The sequence below is a fragment of the Bdellovibrio sp. ZAP7 genome, from assembly GCF_006874645.1.
Taxonomy (GTDB): domain Bacteria; phylum Bdellovibrionota; class Bdellovibrionia; order Bdellovibrionales; family Bdellovibrionaceae; genus Bdellovibrio.
In genome coordinates, this window is the sequence record NZ_CP030082.1 from 41,673 (window position 1) to 57,813 (window position 16,141).

Genomic DNA, 16,141 nt, shown 5'->3' on the forward strand with positions numbered 1-16,141 from the left:
ATGCTTCCAGTGAAAATCACGAAAATGTCGGGCGCAGGAAATACTTTTGCGTTTGTCGATGGTCGTGGCGCTTCAAGTTGGAAGGATGTGGAAAAGCATCTGGGAAAATCGCGACCTGAGATTGCAAAACTTGTTTGTGACCGCGTTCTTGGTATCGCAACAGATGGATTCATTGTGATCGAAGACGCATCCGAAGGCTTTGATTTTAATTGGGATTTTTATAACTCAGATGGTTCCACTGCCGAAATGTGCGGTAATGCCGCTCGCTGTGCTGCTCGTTATTGTTATGAATATATAGGCAATAAGGAACACGCGAACATTCGTTTTAAAACTGGCGCAGGCTTAGTCACGGCGCAGATTTTGGGAAATGGTAAGATCCGCGTTAAGATGCCAGACGCTCGCGTCGTAAAAAACCCGATCGAGTTAGAAACTCGTTCAAGTGTTAAGGAAAAATTTGTCCTAGTTAATACTGGCGTTCCACATTTGGTTCAAAAAATTCATGCCTTTGTAGATTCCGTGAATCTGAAGGATCTGGCGCGAGAAATGAGAACCCATGAATCACTTAAGCCAGCTGGAGCGAATGTAACTTTCTATGCTGAAGTTGAAGCAGGTAAAGTAAGAGCGGTAACCTTTGAGCGTGGAGTTGAAGACTATACTTTGGCTTGCGGGACAGGGGCCGTGGCCGCCGCATTGGTAAGCTCGCTGGAAAATCATTTAAAAGTAATCGAAGTACAAATGCCTGGGGGAGTGATGGAAGTCCACTTCTTTGACGGCGACCCAAAACCACTTTTGGTGGGTGATGCTGTTTTTGTCGGAGACTTCCAATACAACCTTGAGGTGGTACGATGAAAAATTTCAAAGGCACATTCACGGCACTTCTGACGCCATTTAAAAACGGAAAAATTGATTACACATCTTTGGATAAGATGGTGAAGCATCAACTAGAAAACGGTGTTGATGGTTTTGTGATCAATGGTACGACTGCTGAAAGCCCCACACTAACAGAGACAGAAAAAACTGAACTGTTTAAGCATGCGCGCAAATTGGTTGGCCCAACAGTTCCTTTGATTATGGGAACGGGCTCTAATGACACAGCAAAAACCATCGAAGACTCCAAAAAAGCAGAAGCTTTGGGTGCTGATGCGATTTTGGTGGTTGTGCCTTACTACAATAAACCTCCTCAACGTGGATTGTTTGCTCACTTTAAAGCGGTTGCAGAATCCGTAAAAATTCCCACGATTTTGTACAACGTTCCAGGTAGAACTATTACTGCCCTTGCGCCCGAAACGGTTGCGGATCTTGCAAAAGTAAGGGGTGTTGTAGGAATCAAAGAGGCCTCTGGAAAAATGGATGTGGCCGAACAAATCATCAAAGCTTGCGGGAAAGAATTTATCATGCTTTCAGGGGATGATGGAACTTACGTTGATTTCTTGAACCGTGGTGGCCATGGAGTTATCTCTGTTGCCTCCCACGTTATACCTAAGCAAATGGTGCAATGGAAAAAATGGGTTCAAGAGGGCAAGCTTGCTGAAGCAAATGCCGACATCCAAAAATACATGAATCTGATTGATCTGTTGTTCGTCGAGGCAAATCCCATTCCAGTAAAAAAAGCTGTGCAGTTAATGGGCTTGGTTGATTCCGCTGAGATGCGTTTGCCATTGATGGAGCTTACTCCAGAGCACACGGAAAAGCTGAAGATGGAAATGAAAAAAGTGGGAGTGCTTGCGTGAAAAAATTAAAGATCGGACTGGTCGGCGCTAACGGTCGCATGGGCCGCGAGATTGCAGAAGTTATCAGCGCAAGCTCCAGCTGTGATGTTATCTATACCTTGGGCCGCGATAAAAAAGTCGATCACAAGATGGCTGAAAAAGTTGACGTATGGATCGACTTTTCTTCGCCGGAAGCCCTGCCAGAGGTTTTGAAAATTGCTTCTCGCCACGGAACTCCCGTTGTTTGCGGTACTACGGGATTTAGCAAAAAAGAAAAGTCACTTTTAGAAAAAACCAGCAAAGAGGTTCCTGTATTGTGGGCGTCCAATATGAGCATGGGTGTTGCGGTTTTGAATGAAGCACTGAAAGTGTTTTCATCTATCGCGAACTTTGATTATCAAATCGAAGAGTTTCATCACATCCGAAAGAAAGATAAGCCATCAGGCACAGCCATCACTCTTCAGGAAAATCTAGAAAAGGCTGTGGGCAAAAAGTGTCCTGAGCCCCTTGCTATTCGCGGTGGCGGTATTTTCGGTATTCACAAAGTTCACGCCATGAGTGACGAAGAAGTTATCACCTTTGAACACTCTGCTTTGAATCGCTCCGTTTTTGCTAAAGGAGCTGTACGAGCTGCCGAGTGGTTGGCCAAACAGAAAAAGCCAGGTCTTTATCAAATCCGCGACGTATTGTTCGGTAAATAATAATGTCCAGTGTTTTACATAATTCTCTTATTTCTGTGACTCTGGATCTAATGGGCGGCGAAGAAAAGGCCCGTGAGCTTTTGTATAAGATTTCTGAGTGCGGTGAAATTTTAAATGTTTCATCGATTTATAAACGCTATACCAGTGACGCCAAAAATGATCTGAGTGCGCGTATCGAGTTTGTCCTGCGTTTTGAAACGATGATGAGCGTTGAACAGCATTTGCATTTGGTTTTATCTTTGTGCGATGAGGGATCGTCAGGATTGGTGCAAAGAAGCCATGTCGAAATGATTCTGCTCGCCTATGATGACGTGATTTTGATGTCACCTCGCTTAACCCTTCCCTACCCTCAGCTTCATACAGATGCTCTCATTATTCGCTGTGCGGCAGAGGCATGGGGTCAATATGAGCACCCAATCTATCAAAAAACCCTCAGTGAAATTTCAAAAACCGCGAGAACCGCGCGGGATGCAGAGTTCTATAAACAGGGCAAAAGCCTTATTGATTTTTAGTCTCCGCCAACGTACAAATTTAGGGATTCTATTGTGACCTTAAATTGGAGATTTCATGAAGTTTTTCATCGATACAGCTGATATTGAAGAAATTAAACAAGCTAACCTTCGTGGTTGGGTTGATGGCGTAACTACAAATCCTTCTTTGATTGCAAAATCAGGTCGCGATTTCCACACAGTGATCAAAGAAATTTGCAAAGAGATCTCTGGCCCCGTTTCAGCTGAAGTAATCAGTTTGCAACACGAAGAAATGGTTCGCGAAGGTCGCGAGCTTGCAAAACTTGCTGACAACGTTGTTGTTAAAGTTCCGATGACTGAAGATGGCATGATCGCAGTTAAAAAATTCACTGCGGAAGGTATCAAGACTAACGTCACGTTGGTGTTCTCTCCACTTCAAGCACTTTTAGCAGCTAAAGCTGGTGCCTCCATGGTTTCTCCATTCGTAGGTCGTTTGGATGACATTGGTTCAGATGGTATGGAGATGGTTAATCAGGTTATCCAAATCTATCAAAACTATGATTTTGCTACGGAAGTTTTGGTGGCATCTGTTCGCTCACCAATGCATTTGCAGTTCGCTGCTCAAATGGGCGCAGATATCGCAACTATTCCATTCAAAGTTATGCAAGGTATGACTCATCATCCACTTACGGACAAAGGTATTAAATTGTTCATGGATGACTGGAATAAGGTTCAAAAGAAATAATGAAATCAAATCTGCTGATCGCCTTCGTATTTTCTATTTTTCTTGCTGGATGCCAAACATCCGGGGTGCTTCTTCGCGAAACACCATTGGGAGTTAGTGAAACACGCAAGGTGATCATGTCAGTCATCGGGGAAGTTCGCGAAGTCAGTGAAAACGGCCGCGAGCTTTTCTCTAAGTACTATGATCGCAAAGGCAACCCCATCCAAAGTATGGATATGGCCAAAGAACGCTATTACAGCCATCTTATTGTACTTGGTGATCGCCGCCCCTATGATATCTCGGTCGAGGTGATGGTCGAGGCTAGGGATTCTGATGGTGGTTGGGAACTTGTAGACCGTGATGATCATAAAGCCCAAGTGCTTGCCGACAAGCTTAAAAGAGCACTTAACCAAAGTCGTGACTCACGTAACGTCATTGACGACTTCCGTAGCTTCTAAATACCATAAAAGAGTAGGCAATTTGCCTAATTGATCAAGGGGAGTACGTTGCAAGGAATGCGACTTAAACGGTTGATACCGTTTGCTGTGCTAGCTGGATGCTTTGCATGGTCAAGCCATACAGGTGGTTTGAAGTACATCCCTATTTACGAAGGCCTTACAATTCGTGCTCAAAAAAGTTCTCCTCCGCACGTAGCATTCGAAGAAACAATTCGTCCAAATTCAAATTTTAGCGAGTGGGACCATTTTCAATCCATGATGCCTGTGGCATTGGGGGTTGAAAAAAAGTCTCCGGCACTATTCGCGAAAAAGGTCGTCCTCGCTGAGATGACTATTCAAAAGCAAGTTGAGACTGTGGCTACAAACGTTCGCAGTGAAGCTTCTTCAGCGGGTGTAGGTTACAGCGCTGATGATGCTTGGATGTCACAACTTTCCAATGCCCAAAGAAACCGTCTACAGGCTGCGCAAGTTCGTGATGATGTTTTAAATCACGATTGGCAGCAAGAGCCGTCATGGGCTGAATCAGCAGCAGCGGCTTTAGAAAAATCTGGTCTTATTAATTCACGCGGAGATGTTTTATCACCGAATAATAAAAAAGGCGTCGCTGTTAACGGTGTTCGTGGGGAATCTTTGGATCGCCCTTCGGTTCAACGTTCCAGTGCGTCCGATGTTAATCAAAATAGCTTCGCTTCTTCAGCAAATGGCAGCGACGGCAGCCAATCTTTTGTTGGTGGAAATAATTCTTCTGACATAACGACGGGAGTTCGCAGAATCGTCGGCCCGATCGAAATCACAGGTGGTTTGGCTGTTACAAACGAACATCATATTGAAATTCGTCGTAACGATGAGGGTGTACTTAAAGAATTGGGTCGAGTTGATCTGATGAAAGGCACTTATAATATCGATGTTGAGCAAACGACTGGAACTGTGGTTGCCCGCTTGGTGAATAAAGAAGGCAAAACTATGGGTGAAGGCAGTTTCCGTTTGAACCGCTTGGTTGCGGGAACCCAAAATTTTCTGTCGGGTCCAAAAATCAAAGTTGAACCACATCCTGATTACACTGTGGCTTTGACAGGGGCTTACAACTCAAAGGCAAATGATGCGGCTCCAGCGCAAACTCGAGTGACCTTTGTTAAAGGTGTCAGCGATGTGAAAGTAAACCGCGAAGGCATTGCCTCGATGGAAAATGTCACCCGCGGATCTTCAACCGTTATGAGAGCGGCCGCTCCAAAGCATTTAGAAACCACCAACTTGATTGTCTCCGGTAAAGAGTCTCGTTCGACACTTTACCCTGAATCTATGGTGACGGCGTTGATGGATATCATCGCACAACACAGAAATGAATCCTATGAGGGCGTTCCTTCCCTGATCTGGGGTAAGGTGATGCTGGATGGAAAGCCGGTATCTGGAATCGAAGTAACGGTTGAAACAGCTCCGGATTTGAAACCAATATATTTCAATCAGTTTATGATGCCGGACATGAACCTGACTAAGACCAGCGATAACGGTCTTTATGCTTTCGTTCAAGTTCCGACTGGATTCCACTCTTTGCTAGCGACAAGATCAGATTCGATCTTTGGTTACGTTAACGTCGTTTCTGAACAAGGCGCCGTTGCTCAGGGCGACTTGGAAGCCACAATGAAAAACGAGTCGGTTCCACTAAGAGTTTTCGATGCTTTCAGCGGCGAGCCGATTTCAGCGACGATCACGATGCAATCTTTGGCAGAGGACCTTGCTGTGCCAACGGGTGCAACGACGATTAGCCTGCCACACTTGAATCGCTTTGGTCTGACAAGAGTTCATGCTGACGGCGCAGATTACATCCCTGCCCGTTATGTATATAATGACAACGATGATTTCATCCATTTCCCGCTGGTTCGTTGGGAATGGCTAAGAGCTATTAAAGCGTTTATGAAAATTAACGAAATGCCAAAGTCTGGATTAATCGTGGGTTTCGTTCCTGATGAAGACTTTGAAGTATTCTTGGCGGCATACGATAACTTCAATCAGCAAGACATCGTGTACTTTGATATGCAAGGTCGCATCCTGCAAAACCGTAAAGGTGCAGCTGGCGGCGGATTTGTTATCTATAATGTTCCGGAAGACACTCACGAAGTGGTGGTTACTGGAACTCGCACGCAAAAGATCTATTCTCGTGTTGTTCCAGTAGATGCAAACTCGCTATCGGTTCTTAATTTTAGAGAATAGAGAACTCCGAGACTTTTTTCTTAAAGAAATCCCCGCGATCTTCAAATGACTTAAATTCATCAAGGCTTGTTCCGCCTGGGCTTAATAAGACTGTGTCCGCGGCTTTTACCTTTGAAAAAATATATCCAATAGCTTCATCCAAGCGGGCGAAACTATTTCCCTTAAGCTGGGATTTGCTTTGGGCAACAGCTCGGCACTCACCAAAAAATACGAACTCAGTGCGAGTCATCTTAGACAAAGAAGATAACTGCTCCCAGGGAAGATTTTTGTCTCTGCCACCTAAAAGCAAAAATAAAATGCCATCAGGATGAAGAGTATCGGAAGCTGCGGTTGCAGCGATCATCACACTATCAAGCGCCGTAGCCTTGCTGTCGTTAATGAAACGTACGCCCTTTACCTCGCCTAGATTTTCCAAGCGGTGGCTAAGACCTTTAAAGTTTTTCATCGCTTCAACAGCTGCGGTCGGCCACCCTGCTTCCATGGCCAGGGCTGTTGCCAGCGCCATGTTGTCTTGATTGTGTTGGCCTATTAGTTGCGCTTTTTGCAACTGATGGGCCTGAAGTTCGGTGTCTTTTTTAGAGACCACTTTGACTTGAGCCGAAGGCTTCTGAGCCTTTGAATACTCGACCAAGTCACCACCCTCAGAATTTAAAAGCATCTTATTTTTGGTCATTCCCAAGATACTCCACTTCGTTTGATAGTAGTGCTCGATGCTGTCGTATCGCTCTAAGTGATTTGAAGTGAAGTAAGTGATGGCTGAATAATCCAGGGATAGTAGTTCGCAATTCTCTAACTGATAGCTCGAAAGCTCTAATACAACCCAGTCAGCAACGGGACGCTTTTTCTCAACCACGTCCGCAGCGTAGGTCGCAAAAGGAATTCCCAAATTGCCGCCAACAAAGCCAGTTTTTGAAAAGCCCTCAAGACCCGCCTGAAGAAGAGACACTGTCGTACTTTTACCCACTGATCCGGTAACACCCATTAGTTTTTCGGTGGACAAACATGAGCAGGCCAAAGTGATTTCACTGGTGATGCGAATCCCCTGATTTTTTGCGTCTTTAATCCATGCAGATGCCAAGGGAACGCCGGGAGAGACTACAAGCGTTTGGGGTTTTCCTTCAGACATGAGTTTATTTGAATCCTTGAAGTCAGCTGAATCCAGTTTTCCGTCGAAAGTTAGAATGTTCTCCGGGCTGATTCCGCAAGCGATAAGTAAACGTTTTGCGGAGTCTCCGCTTTTACCCATACCTACGATAGCGATTGGTGTCTTCAGGTTCTTGATATATTGGCTCATCTGGCAGATAGTATTATTAGGAGGGTGTTTTGCCCACTTCTTTTTTTGCGCATCCAAAGTCTGATTTTAAATCAGCGCAATATACAGCAATCATCAGCGATCTGCATCTAACTGAAGCAGAGCCGGTGAACTTGCGTTTTCCATTATGGAAAAAATTTAAGACTCGTCAGTTCTTCTATGATGATGTTTTTGAAACCTTTCTCAGACATATCGAACAGCGTGCGCAGGGAGCTCCTGTTGAGCTGATTTTGAATGGCGACATTTTCGATTTTGACAGCGTGATGAATTTGCCAGAGGAACCAGTGTTTCGCATCAGCTGGCTTGAGAAGCATCGCGGTCTTTATCCGCGCGCGGAAAGATCTCGCCATAAAATCGAAGTGATTCTGCGCGATCACATGCCATTTGTCAGATCTTTGAAAGAGTTTATTCTTCGCGGAAATCGCGCGGTGTTTGTCATCGGAAATCATGATTTGGAACTTCACTTTTTGGAAGTTCAACATGAGATCATGAGGCATTTGAATTTGCCTGAAGATAAGCGCGAAGAAGTCCGCTTTGTCGAATGGTTCTATATCAGCAATCAGGACACTTTGATTGAACATGGTAATCAGTACGACCCGTACTGTATGTGCGAAGATCCGGTGAATCCGTTTGTTCGTGGTTACAACTATGTGGCGCTAAAACTTCCATTCGGAAATTTGGCTTGTCGTTATATTTCCAATGGTATGGGGTTCTTTAATCCCCATGTCGACACGAACTATATTATGACTCTGAAAGAGTACATTTTGTTCTTTTTCAAATATATCTGGAGAGCACAACCGGGCTTAGTATTCACTTGGTTCTGGGGATCGCTTGCGACTCTGGTGCATTCTTTCTTTGACCGTCTTTCAGCGCCGATACGCAATCCATTAAAGATTGAGGACCGTATCGAGATTATTGCTGAAAAATCCAATGCAGAACCGCGTATGGTTCGAGAAATGAAGGAACTTTTTGTCGCACCTGCTGCAAGTGAGCCGATGCTTCTGGCTCGAGAGCTTTGGCTTGATCGCGCCTTTATTGTGTTCATTGCGTTCTTTTTGATCTTTGAATTGATGGTTTTTGTTCGCTCGGTTTATGAAATTTCATTTTTTTGGGCATTTATCCCTCTGTTTTTGCTGTTGCCGTTCTTTTTGTTCTACAGCAAATCGGTCACATCCTTGGTTTCCAGTTACAAAGAACCGGATGATCGGGTTTTGGCTATGGCGAGTGCCATCACTAAGGTGAAACGAATTGTTTACGGGCATACGCACCACACAAGACATGAAATTATCGGTTCCGTGGAACACCTAAACAGTGGATGCTGGTCTCCGGCATTCCTGGATGTTGAGTGTACAAAACCGATCGATCAAAAAACCTTTGTTTGGATCTCTCCAGGAGAACATAATTCTCGTCAGGCAGAGCTTTGTAAGTTTGTGGATGGAACCTCTGAAGTAATGACAGGTAATCGCGGCGCTTAACCGCTCAGCATTATTGCGCCGCAAAAAAGATTTCCCATTGTCAATTATAGGTCCCTTATGCAAACCTTTTACTGTTCAATTTTTAACTAAGGATGGAGAGTCATCATGGCAGAAGTACTTGTTGTAACTAGCAAAGTGAAAAAACTTATCAAAGAAAAAGGTGGCATGAACACTTCCGCTGAAACTATCGACGTTCTCAGCAAAGCTATCGAGCAACTTTGCCTTAAAGGCGTAGAGTCTGCAAAAGCAGACGGCCGTAAAACAGTTATGGCTCGCGATATCGTTATCGATCACCTTTAATTTTTAATTAAAGATGATACGAAGAAAACCCACAGCGAAAACTGTGGGTTTTTTATTTTCTAAAGCATCTTCTGAAGATCTTCCCAGGAAATGATTTTCACGCCCAGGGTTTGTGCTTTATCGACCTTAGAGCCCGGGTCATCCCCGACGACAAGATAGCTGAGCTTTGAAGAAACTGAGCTTAGAATCTTACCCCCATTTTTTTCAATCACATCTTTGGCATCATCACGTTTCACCGGCAAAGTTCCAGTGATAAGAAAGCTCATTCCCGAAAGTGCACCTTCGGTGGCGCGCACGGGGTTTGTGATTTCCACACCAAGCTTAAGCATTTCGTGAACTTCTTTGACGAGCTTTTTGTTAGACGTCCATTCGCGAATAGAAGTTGCAACCTTGGGCCCGATTTCTGGCACTTGCAACAGCTCTTCTTCGGAGGCGTTTAAGAAGTTTTCAATATTAACAAAGTGGTCAGCAAGCAGCTTGGCCGTTTGTTCGCCGACGAAACGAATTCCCAAACCAAAAATGAATCTGGCAAGCGTTGGCTTTTTGCTGTTCTCAATGCTTGTAATAATATTTTCTGCGGACTTGTCTCCTTGGCGTTCCAAAGAAAGGATGTCTTCTTTCGTCAGGCGGTAAAAATCGGAGAACGAAGTCAGCATTTTATTATCAACTAATGTCTCAATCAGGCGATCGCCAATTTTATCCAAATTCATCGCACGACGTCCGACGAAGTGTTTTAGCGACTCTTTGATCATCGCGATACAAAGTGGGTTCGTGCAGCGGGTAACGACTTCGCCTTCAGCTTTGTGAACGGGAGATCCGCAGGCGGGGCACTTTTCTGGCATTAAGAATGGCTTACTATTTTTTGGGCGCTTTTCCAGAACCACGGCCACTACTTCCGGAATCACATCGCCAGCGCGTTGAATGATGACCGTATCACCGATGCGAACATCTTTGCGATCAATCTCATCTTGATTGTGAAGAGTGGAATTTGTAACGGTAACGCCACCCACTTTAACGGGAGTCATGATTGCAACCGGAGTCAGGGCTCCTGTGCGACCGACCTGGATGTGAATATTTTCAATCACGGTTGTTGCTTGTTCAGGTTTAAACTTGGCAGCCGTTGCCCAGCGCGGACTTCTTGCGACCAGGCCTAAATCGTCTTGAAGGCGCAATGAATTCACTTTGATCACGATACCATCAATATCAAATGGTAAAGATGAACGAACTTTTTCAATATGGTGATAGTAATCAACTACCTCTTGCGGTCCTTTACACAAGCGAACCAGATCCGGGTTTGATTTTATCGCCGTCGGAATTCCGTGGTCAGCAAAATATTCTTGAATGCCTTCTTGGGTTTCAAATGTTTTACCCTCAACCATACCCAGAGCATAGCCAAAGAACTTAAGCGGTCGAGCCGCAGCAACTTTAGAATCTAATTGGCGCATAGATCCTGCGGCGGCATTTCGAGGGTTGGCAAATGTTGGTTGTCCACTTTCCTGCTGAGTCTCATTCAGTTCAGCGAAATCTTTTTTGAAAATTAGAACTTCGCCACGAACTTCGAAAACTTCGGGAGCATTCTTAATTTTTAGCGGAATGCTTTTGATCGTTTTTACATTTTCGGTCACGTCCTCGCCAATAGTTCCATCACCACGGGTCAGGGCGCGAACCAGTTGACCGTTCTCATAGATTATTTCCATTGAAAGGCCGTCAAACTTAAGTTCGCAAAAATACTCCACCTCTTTGTCGGAACTCAGAAACTTTTTGATGCGTTCATCGAATTCAAAGATGTCTTCCGGTGAATAACTATTGGCAAGAGACAACATCGGCAGGCGATGTGTTGCCTTGGTGAAGCTTTCTAAAACCTTTCCACCCACGCGCTGGCTTGGGGAATCTGACAGGTCCAATCCCTTTTCAGACTTTTCTATCTTTAAAAGCTCATCAAATAGCTGATCATACTCATAGTCGGTGATCGCCGGGCGATCCATGACGTAATAGTTGTGGTCGTGTTCAGCAATGATCTTTTTAAGCTCTTCGTGGCGTTTCTTAGACATACGGAGGACATTATCACGAGCACTTAAACTGAATCACGCAATTGCGTGCGCCCGCGCAGCGCTCCAAGGTCCAGCGGCTGATTCGCTTGATGACTGACACGCGAATTTTGAATATTCTCATCGCTGGAATTGCTCCCAAGGAGATCGTCAGGATGGATAAAAAAGCTGTCGAACACATCGCCAAGCTGGCTCGATTACAAATCACTGATGCTGAGGCTGTCGAATTCAGCGCGCAGATGGAAAAAATCCTCCAGAATTTTCAGAAAATTGAGAATATCAATACTCAGGGCGTGGAACCTATGGTGACGCCGACGGAAATCGAATCTTTTTGGCGCGAAGATCAGGTTGTTCAAAACTACAAACCTGAAGACATGGTGGCAAACGCACCCGATCGGGCAGGAAATCTGTTTAAAGTCCCACCTGTGGTATAGGAGTTAAGAGTGGATTTAACTTTTGCCTCGTTAAGCGAGATCTCTGACGCTGTAAAATCAAAAAAAGTTAGTGCGAAAGAAGTGGCCGCACATTTTCAAAAAAGAATCGAGTCACTTGATTCAAAATTGAACGCGTTTACTTCGCATAATCCGAATGCTCTTAAAGATGCCGAAAATACGGATTCAAGGATTGCAAAGGGCGAAGACGTGGGTCTGCTTGCCGGCGTGCCTTTTGGCATTAAAGAAATGCTTTGTACCAAGGGTTTAAAAACTACAGCGGGCTCAAAGATTTTAAGTAACTTTGTTCCACCTTATGACTCGACTGTGGTTGCGCGTCTAAAAAAACAAGGCGTTACGGTCATGGGAAAATTGAATCAAGATGAATTCGCAATGGGTTCTTCGAATGAAACATCGTTTTATGGCGCCGTTAAAAATCCATGGGATGTTAATCGTGTCCCCGGTGGATCTTCAGGTGGATCCGCCGCAGCTCAAGCGGCGCGTTTAGTTGCGGGGACCATTGGAACTGATACAGGTGGATCCATTCGTCAGCCAGCAAGCTTCTGTGGAATAGTGGGCGTAAAACCCACGTATGGCCGTGTCAGTCGTTACGGAATTATTGCATTTGCTTCTTCGCTGGATCAAGCCGGTCCCATGGTAAGCTCGGTTAAAGATGCGGCTCTGACTATGGAAGTAATTTCTGGTCACGATCCTATGGACTCAACTTCATCTCAAAAAGCAGTTCCTTCTTGGTCAAAGAACCTTTCCACTGATGTGAAAGGTTTAAAGATCGGCGTGATCAAAGAATACATGAAGGGCGGCTTAGACGTCGACACGGAAAAAACTTTCAGTGAATCCTTGAAGACTTTAAAAAGTATGGGTGCAGAGATTGTTGAAGTTTCTGTGTCGATGTCAGAATTTGCTGTGCCTATTTACTATCTGGTCGCAACAAGTGAAGCGTCATCAAATTTAGCTCGCTATGATGGAATTCGTTATGGCTACCGCGCAGAGTTTCCAAGCCTAGCGGGCGTAGAGCTGGAAGATTTTTACGCAAAAACTCGCGGTGAAGGATTTGGCCAAGAAGTAAAACGCAGAATTATGTTGGGTACTTATTGTCTTTCAAGCGGTTATTACGATGCCTACTATACCAAGGCTGGCCAAGTTCGTCGTATGTTGACTGAACAGTATCTGGCGGCATTTAGAAATTGCGATGTGATTTTAAGTCCGGTCACAACATCACCAGCCTTTAAAATCGGTGAATTGGTATCAGATCCATTGGCGATGTACATGAATGACATCTTCACTACGTCCACGAACTTAGCGGGTCTGCCTGGTATGAGTGTTCCTTTTGGAGCATCCAGCACGGGCTTGCCTATTGGTGTCCAAGTCACGGCCAATCACTTTGACGAGCAACGCATGCTGAATGTCGCAGCGGCCTTGGAATCAGTTTCTCCGGTGAAAGGAAAAAAACCCCATGTCATATAGAGGTTATGAACCTGTCATCGGTATTGAAATTCACGTGCAGCTGCAAACGCTCAGTAAGATGTTTTGCGCGGATGCAACGAACTTTGATGCGGCCGATAATGAAAATGTGTCTCCGGTAAGCGCAGGTATGCCGGGAACATTGCCGGTCGTAAATAAACGCGCTATTGAATTCGGCATTAAAACTGGATTGGCATTGGGCTGTGAAATCAGAAGAAAATCTGTCTTTGCGAGAAAGAACTATTTTTATCCAGACATGCCTAAAGGTTATCAGATTTCTCAGTATGACCAGCCGATCTGTGAGAATGGAAAAATCACATTTAGAGTAAATGGTGTGGATAAAACTGTGAATATCTCTCGAGCGCATTTGGAAGAAGATGCAGGAAAATCAAATCACAGTGGTGCGCACACGCTTATTAATTTAAATCGTGCCGGAATTCCACTTTTGGAAGTTGTGACGGGTCCTGATTTGCGTTCTCCGGCGGAGGCTGCGGAATACGGTCGTACTATTCGTCAAATTGTTCGCTACCTTGATGTCTGTGACGGAAACCTTGAGGAGGGATCGCTACGCTGTGATTGCAATGTCTCCGTTCGAAAAACTGGTCAAGAGCAATTTGGAACGAAAGTAGAAATCAAGAACGTCAACTCATTCCGCTTTGTTGAAAAAGCGATCGAGTACGAGATTGAAAGACAGATCGATGAGCTTGAGCGCGGAGGAAAAATCATTCAGGAAACCCGATTGTGGGATCCTGATAAGAATCGCACTTTTTCGATGCGTTCAAAAGAAGATGCTCAAGACTATCGTTATTTCCCGGATCCAGATTTGCTGCCACTGATTGTAACAGATCAGTGGATTGAGCAAATTCGTAAGGAACTTCCAGAGCTGCCAATTGCCAGAGCTAAAAGATTTCATGACGAACACGGTCTTCCGGAATCCGATGCGCACGTTCTGACGATTGAAAAATCAGTGGCGGATTATTACGAAGCCACGGCCCAGGTATCTAAAAATCATAAAGCCTCGGCGAACTGGATTATGTCAGAGCTGATGCGTGAGTTAAATACGGCAAATATGGATATCGATAGATCACCGATTAAACCCGCGCAATTAGGAAAAATGATTGCGATGATCGACACAGGTACAATTTCGGGAAAAATGGCAAAAAACGTTTTCCAAGAAATGTGGGATTCAGGTAAAGAGCCAGATGTTATTGTAAAAGAAAAAGGACTTGTGCAAATCACTGATACGTCGGCGATTGAAAAAATCATCGATGAAGTTTTGACGAATAATGCTCAAGCGGTCGAAGACCATAAGTCAGGCAAAAAGAAAAATCTTTTTGGATTCTTTGTGGGAGCGGTTATGAAAGCTTCCAAAGGCCAAGCCAGCCCCGATCTGGTAAATAAGATTCTGCAGGAGAAACTTAAGTAATATGAAAGTCGCAGCACTTGATTTAGGGACGAATACCTTTTTATGTCTGATCGCCGAAGGTGATAAGAACGGAATTACCAAGGTTCATAAAGACCTGGTTGAAGTCGTGCGCCTGGGACAAGACGTAGATAAAACCGGAGAGCTTCATCCAGAAGCTTTGATTCGCGCTAAAAAATGTCTGACTGAATTTAAAAAAGAAATCGATAAGCATAACGTTGATAAAATTCTTGCGATGGCGACGTCAGCAGCACGTGATGCCAGAAATGGTCAGGATCTTTTTAATATCGGGAAAGAATTGGGCATTCCTATTGAAGTTATTCCCGGCGAAGACGAAGCGCGTATCAGCTATCAGGGTGCAACTGGTGGAGTGATCGATCCGACTAAGACCAATCTGGTGATTGACGTAGGTGGTGGTTCGACCGAGTTCATTGTTGGTCACGGCGAAAAGATCCTATTCGGTGAAAGTCTTAACATGGGTGGCGTTCGTTTGACGGAAAGATTTGTTACACAACAACCTGTTCCCCAAAATGAACAAGCGAAACTTAATGTATATATAGATGAACAGCTTCAAAAAATTCTGCCGGAACTTCGCAAGAACAAACTGGATCAGATTCTTGCTGTTGCAGGCACCCCGACTTCAATCGTGGCGATTGAGGTGGGCGGTTTCGATGAAAAGAAAGTTGATAACTATTTCGTGACCAAAGAAAGACTTGAGTACTGGGTGAATGTCTTTGCCCAAACTTCAGTCGAGGAAAAGCGAAGCAAGTACCAACTAGGAGGTCGTGCCGATATTATTTTTGCTGGAGCCTCCATCTTATTGAATACAGTCAAAGCTTTGGGCATGGCTGGTATGGTTGTTTCTACTAAAGGGGTTAGATATGGCGTCGCTCTTGAGATGCTTCGTTCTGGGGATCATTCTTAGTTTTGCGGTAACATCTGGAGCAGCAGATAAGTTTCCGACTAAATCAATTAAAGTGGGTAACAAAACGTTAACTGTTGAGGTTGCAACAACATCGAAGCAGCAAGAGCAAGGTTTGATGTTTCGCACACACCTTGGAGAAGATGAAGGCATGCTCTTTGTTTTCTCCAATGAAGAAACCAGATTCTTTTGGATGAAGGACACGATGATTGATCTTTCTATTGGATATTTTAATAAGGATGGAAAACTAATCGACGTCCAGGAAATGAAGTCTGGCAAAGGTCTAGCAGACACGTCTCTTCCATCCTATGCCAGCGCACAACCCGCAAAGTACGCTCTGGAGATGAATAAGGGCTGGTTTGACAAAAATAAAATTAAGCTTGGAACAAAGTTAAAAATCAATCCATAGTCTAGGCTAAGCATAAATAATTGCCAGCCTTCTATACTTGGCTTTAGATTGATATTAACGGTTTACTGA

General features: G+C 44.5%; 16 protein-coding genes. 14 read left to right on the forward strand and 2 right to left on the reverse strand.

Going from position 1 to position 16,141, the window contains the following annotated elements; all coding sequences use genetic code 11:
* The 7 genes from dapF to DOM22_RS00240 are packed head-to-tail and all read left to right on the forward strand — an operon-like array spanning position 1 to position 6,270.
* The gene (dapF, locus tag DOM22_RS00210; protein WP_246845957.1) at positions 1–849 is read left to right on the forward strand and encodes a diaminopimelate epimerase; all 849 of its coding nucleotides are present in this window, start codon (positions 1–3) and stop codon (positions 847–849) included.
* Positions 846–1,730 carry a 4-hydroxy-tetrahydrodipicolinate synthase gene (gene dapA / locus DOM22_RS00215; protein ID WP_142698468.1) on the forward strand — a complete coding sequence of 295 codons (885 nt, stop codon included), beginning with the start codon at positions 846–848 and terminating at the stop codon, positions 1,728–1,730. Before dapF ends, dapA begins: the two co-directional genes overlap by 4 nt.
* Positions 1,727–2,410 carry a 4-hydroxy-tetrahydrodipicolinate reductase gene (dapB, locus tag DOM22_RS00220; RefSeq protein WP_142698469.1) on the forward strand — a complete coding sequence of 228 codons (684 nt, stop codon included), beginning with the start codon at positions 1,727–1,729 and terminating at the stop codon, positions 2,408–2,410. Before dapA ends, dapB begins: the two co-directional genes overlap by 4 nt.
* A gap of 2 nt (positions 2,411–2,412) precedes the next feature.
* Complete coding sequence (locus DOM22_RS00225) at positions 2,413–2,922, forward strand: hypothetical protein (RefSeq protein ID WP_142698470.1); 510 nt, start codon at positions 2,413–2,415, stop codon at positions 2,920–2,922.
* 55 nt (positions 2,923–2,977) lie between these two features.
* Positions 2,978–3,625: a fructose-6-phosphate aldolase gene (gene fsa / locus DOM22_RS00230; RefSeq protein ID WP_142698471.1), complete on the forward strand. Its 648-nt coding sequence runs from the start codon at positions 2,978–2,980 to the stop codon at positions 3,623–3,625.
* Positions 3,625–4,062, forward strand: a complete 438-nt coding sequence (locus tag DOM22_RS00235) for a hypothetical protein (protein WP_246845770.1) — start codon at positions 3,625–3,627, stop codon at positions 4,060–4,062. Before fsa ends, DOM22_RS00235 begins: the two co-directional genes overlap by 1 nt.
* A gap of 57 nt (positions 4,063–4,119) precedes the next feature.
* The gene (locus tag DOM22_RS00240) at positions 4,120–6,270 is read left to right on the forward strand and encodes a hypothetical protein (protein WP_246845771.1); all 2,151 of its coding nucleotides are present in this window, start codon (positions 4,120–4,122) and stop codon (positions 6,268–6,270) included.
* Here DOM22_RS00240 and murD read toward each other — a convergent pair.
* Entirely contained in the window at positions 6,260–7,564 is a 1,305-nt protein-coding gene (gene murD / locus DOM22_RS00245) for a UDP-N-acetylmuramoyl-L-alanine--D-glutamate ligase (RefSeq protein ID WP_246845772.1), read from the reverse strand. The two genes, DOM22_RS00240 and murD, sit on opposite strands and share 11 nt — an antisense overlap.
* A gap of 29 nt (positions 7,565–7,593) precedes the next feature.
* Here murD and DOM22_RS00250 point away from each other — a divergent pair, with 29 nt between their 5' ends.
* Positions 7,594–9,057 carry a metallophosphoesterase gene (locus DOM22_RS00250; RefSeq protein WP_142698474.1) on the forward strand — a complete coding sequence of 488 codons (1,464 nt, stop codon included), beginning with the start codon at positions 7,594–7,596 and terminating at the stop codon, positions 9,055–9,057.
* Between the two features lie 105 nt (positions 9,058–9,162).
* Entirely contained in the window at positions 9,163–9,357 is a 195-nt protein-coding gene (locus DOM22_RS00255) for a histone-like protein (RefSeq protein WP_142698475.1), read from the forward strand.
* A 59-nt stretch (positions 9,358–9,416) separates the two neighbouring features.
* Here DOM22_RS00255 and ligA read toward each other — a convergent pair whose 3' ends face one another.
* Entirely contained in the window at positions 9,417–11,408 is a 1,992-nt protein-coding gene (ligA, locus tag DOM22_RS00260) for an NAD-dependent DNA ligase LigA (protein ID WP_142698476.1), read from the reverse strand.
* Between the two features lie 152 nt (positions 11,409–11,560).
* Here ligA and gatC point away from each other — a divergent pair, with 152 nt between their 5' ends.
* The 5 genes from gatC to DOM22_RS00285 are packed head-to-tail and all read left to right on the forward strand — an operon-like array spanning position 11,561 to position 16,072.
* A complete protein-coding gene (gene gatC / locus DOM22_RS00265; RefSeq protein WP_142698477.1) occupies positions 11,561–11,839 on the forward strand; it encodes an Asp-tRNA(Asn)/Glu-tRNA(Gln) amidotransferase subunit GatC in 279 nt (92 codons plus the stop codon).
* A 9-nt stretch (positions 11,840–11,848) separates the two neighbouring features.
* On the forward strand, positions 11,849–13,321 hold the full coding sequence (gatA, locus tag DOM22_RS00270; protein WP_142698478.1) for an Asp-tRNA(Asn)/Glu-tRNA(Gln) amidotransferase subunit GatA: 1,473 nt from the start codon (positions 11,849–11,851) through the stop codon (positions 13,319–13,321).
* Entirely contained in the window at positions 13,311–14,744 is a 1,434-nt protein-coding gene (gene gatB / locus DOM22_RS00275; protein WP_142698479.1) for an Asp-tRNA(Asn)/Glu-tRNA(Gln) amidotransferase subunit GatB, read from the forward strand. The genes gatA and gatB overlap by 11 nt, the downstream gene beginning before the upstream one ends.
* Before the next feature lies 1 nt (position 14,745).
* Complete coding sequence (locus DOM22_RS00280) at positions 14,746–15,666, forward strand: Ppx/GppA phosphatase family protein (RefSeq protein WP_142698480.1); 921 nt, start codon at positions 14,746–14,748, stop codon at positions 15,664–15,666.
* Complete coding sequence (locus DOM22_RS00285; RefSeq protein WP_142698481.1) at positions 15,623–16,072, forward strand: DUF192 domain-containing protein; 450 nt, start codon at positions 15,623–15,625, stop codon at positions 16,070–16,072. The genes DOM22_RS00280 and DOM22_RS00285 overlap by 44 nt, the downstream gene beginning before the upstream one ends.
* The last annotated feature ends 69 nt before the right edge of the window (positions 16,073–16,141 follow it).

Bases quoted from the DNA above. Each gene is read 5' to 3' on its own strand.
- dapF (WP_246845957.1), top strand. From the start codon at position 1: ATGCTTCCAGTGAAAATCACGAAAATGTCGGGCGCAGGAAATACTTTT.
- dapA (WP_142698468.1), top strand. From the start codon at position 846: ATGAAAAATTTCAAAGGCACATTCACGGCACTTCTGACGCCATTTAAA.
- DOM22_RS00225 (WP_142698470.1), top strand. From the start codon at position 2,413: ATGTCCAGTGTTTTACATAATTCTCTTATTTCTGTGACTCTGGATCTA.
- fsa (WP_142698471.1), top strand. From the start codon at position 2,978: ATGAAGTTTTTCATCGATACAGCTGATATTGAAGAAATTAAACAAGCT.
- DOM22_RS00235 (WP_246845770.1), top strand. From the start codon at position 3,625: ATGAAATCAAATCTGCTGATCGCCTTCGTATTTTCTATTTTTCTTGCT.
- DOM22_RS00240 (WP_246845771.1), top strand. From the start codon at position 4,120: ATGCGACTTAAACGGTTGATACCGTTTGCTGTGCTAGCTGGATGCTTT.
- murD (WP_246845772.1), bottom strand. From the start codon at position 7,564: ATGAGCCAATATATCAAGAACCTGAAGACACCAATCGCTATCGTAGGT.
- DOM22_RS00255 (WP_142698475.1), top strand. From the start codon at position 9,163: ATGGCAGAAGTACTTGTTGTAACTAGCAAAGTGAAAAAACTTATCAAA.
- ligA (WP_142698476.1), bottom strand. From the start codon at position 11,408: ATGTCTAAGAAACGCCACGAAGAGCTTAAAAAGATCATTGCTGAACAC.
- gatC (WP_142698477.1), top strand. From the start codon at position 11,561: ATGGATAAAAAAGCTGTCGAACACATCGCCAAGCTGGCTCGATTACAA.
- gatB (WP_142698479.1), top strand. From the start codon at position 13,311: ATGTCATATAGAGGTTATGAACCTGTCATCGGTATTGAAATTCACGTG.
- DOM22_RS00280 (WP_142698480.1), top strand. From the start codon at position 14,746: ATGAAAGTCGCAGCACTTGATTTAGGGACGAATACCTTTTTATGTCTG.
- DOM22_RS00285 (WP_142698481.1), top strand. From the start codon at position 15,623: ATGGCGTCGCTCTTGAGATGCTTCGTTCTGGGGATCATTCTTAGTTTT.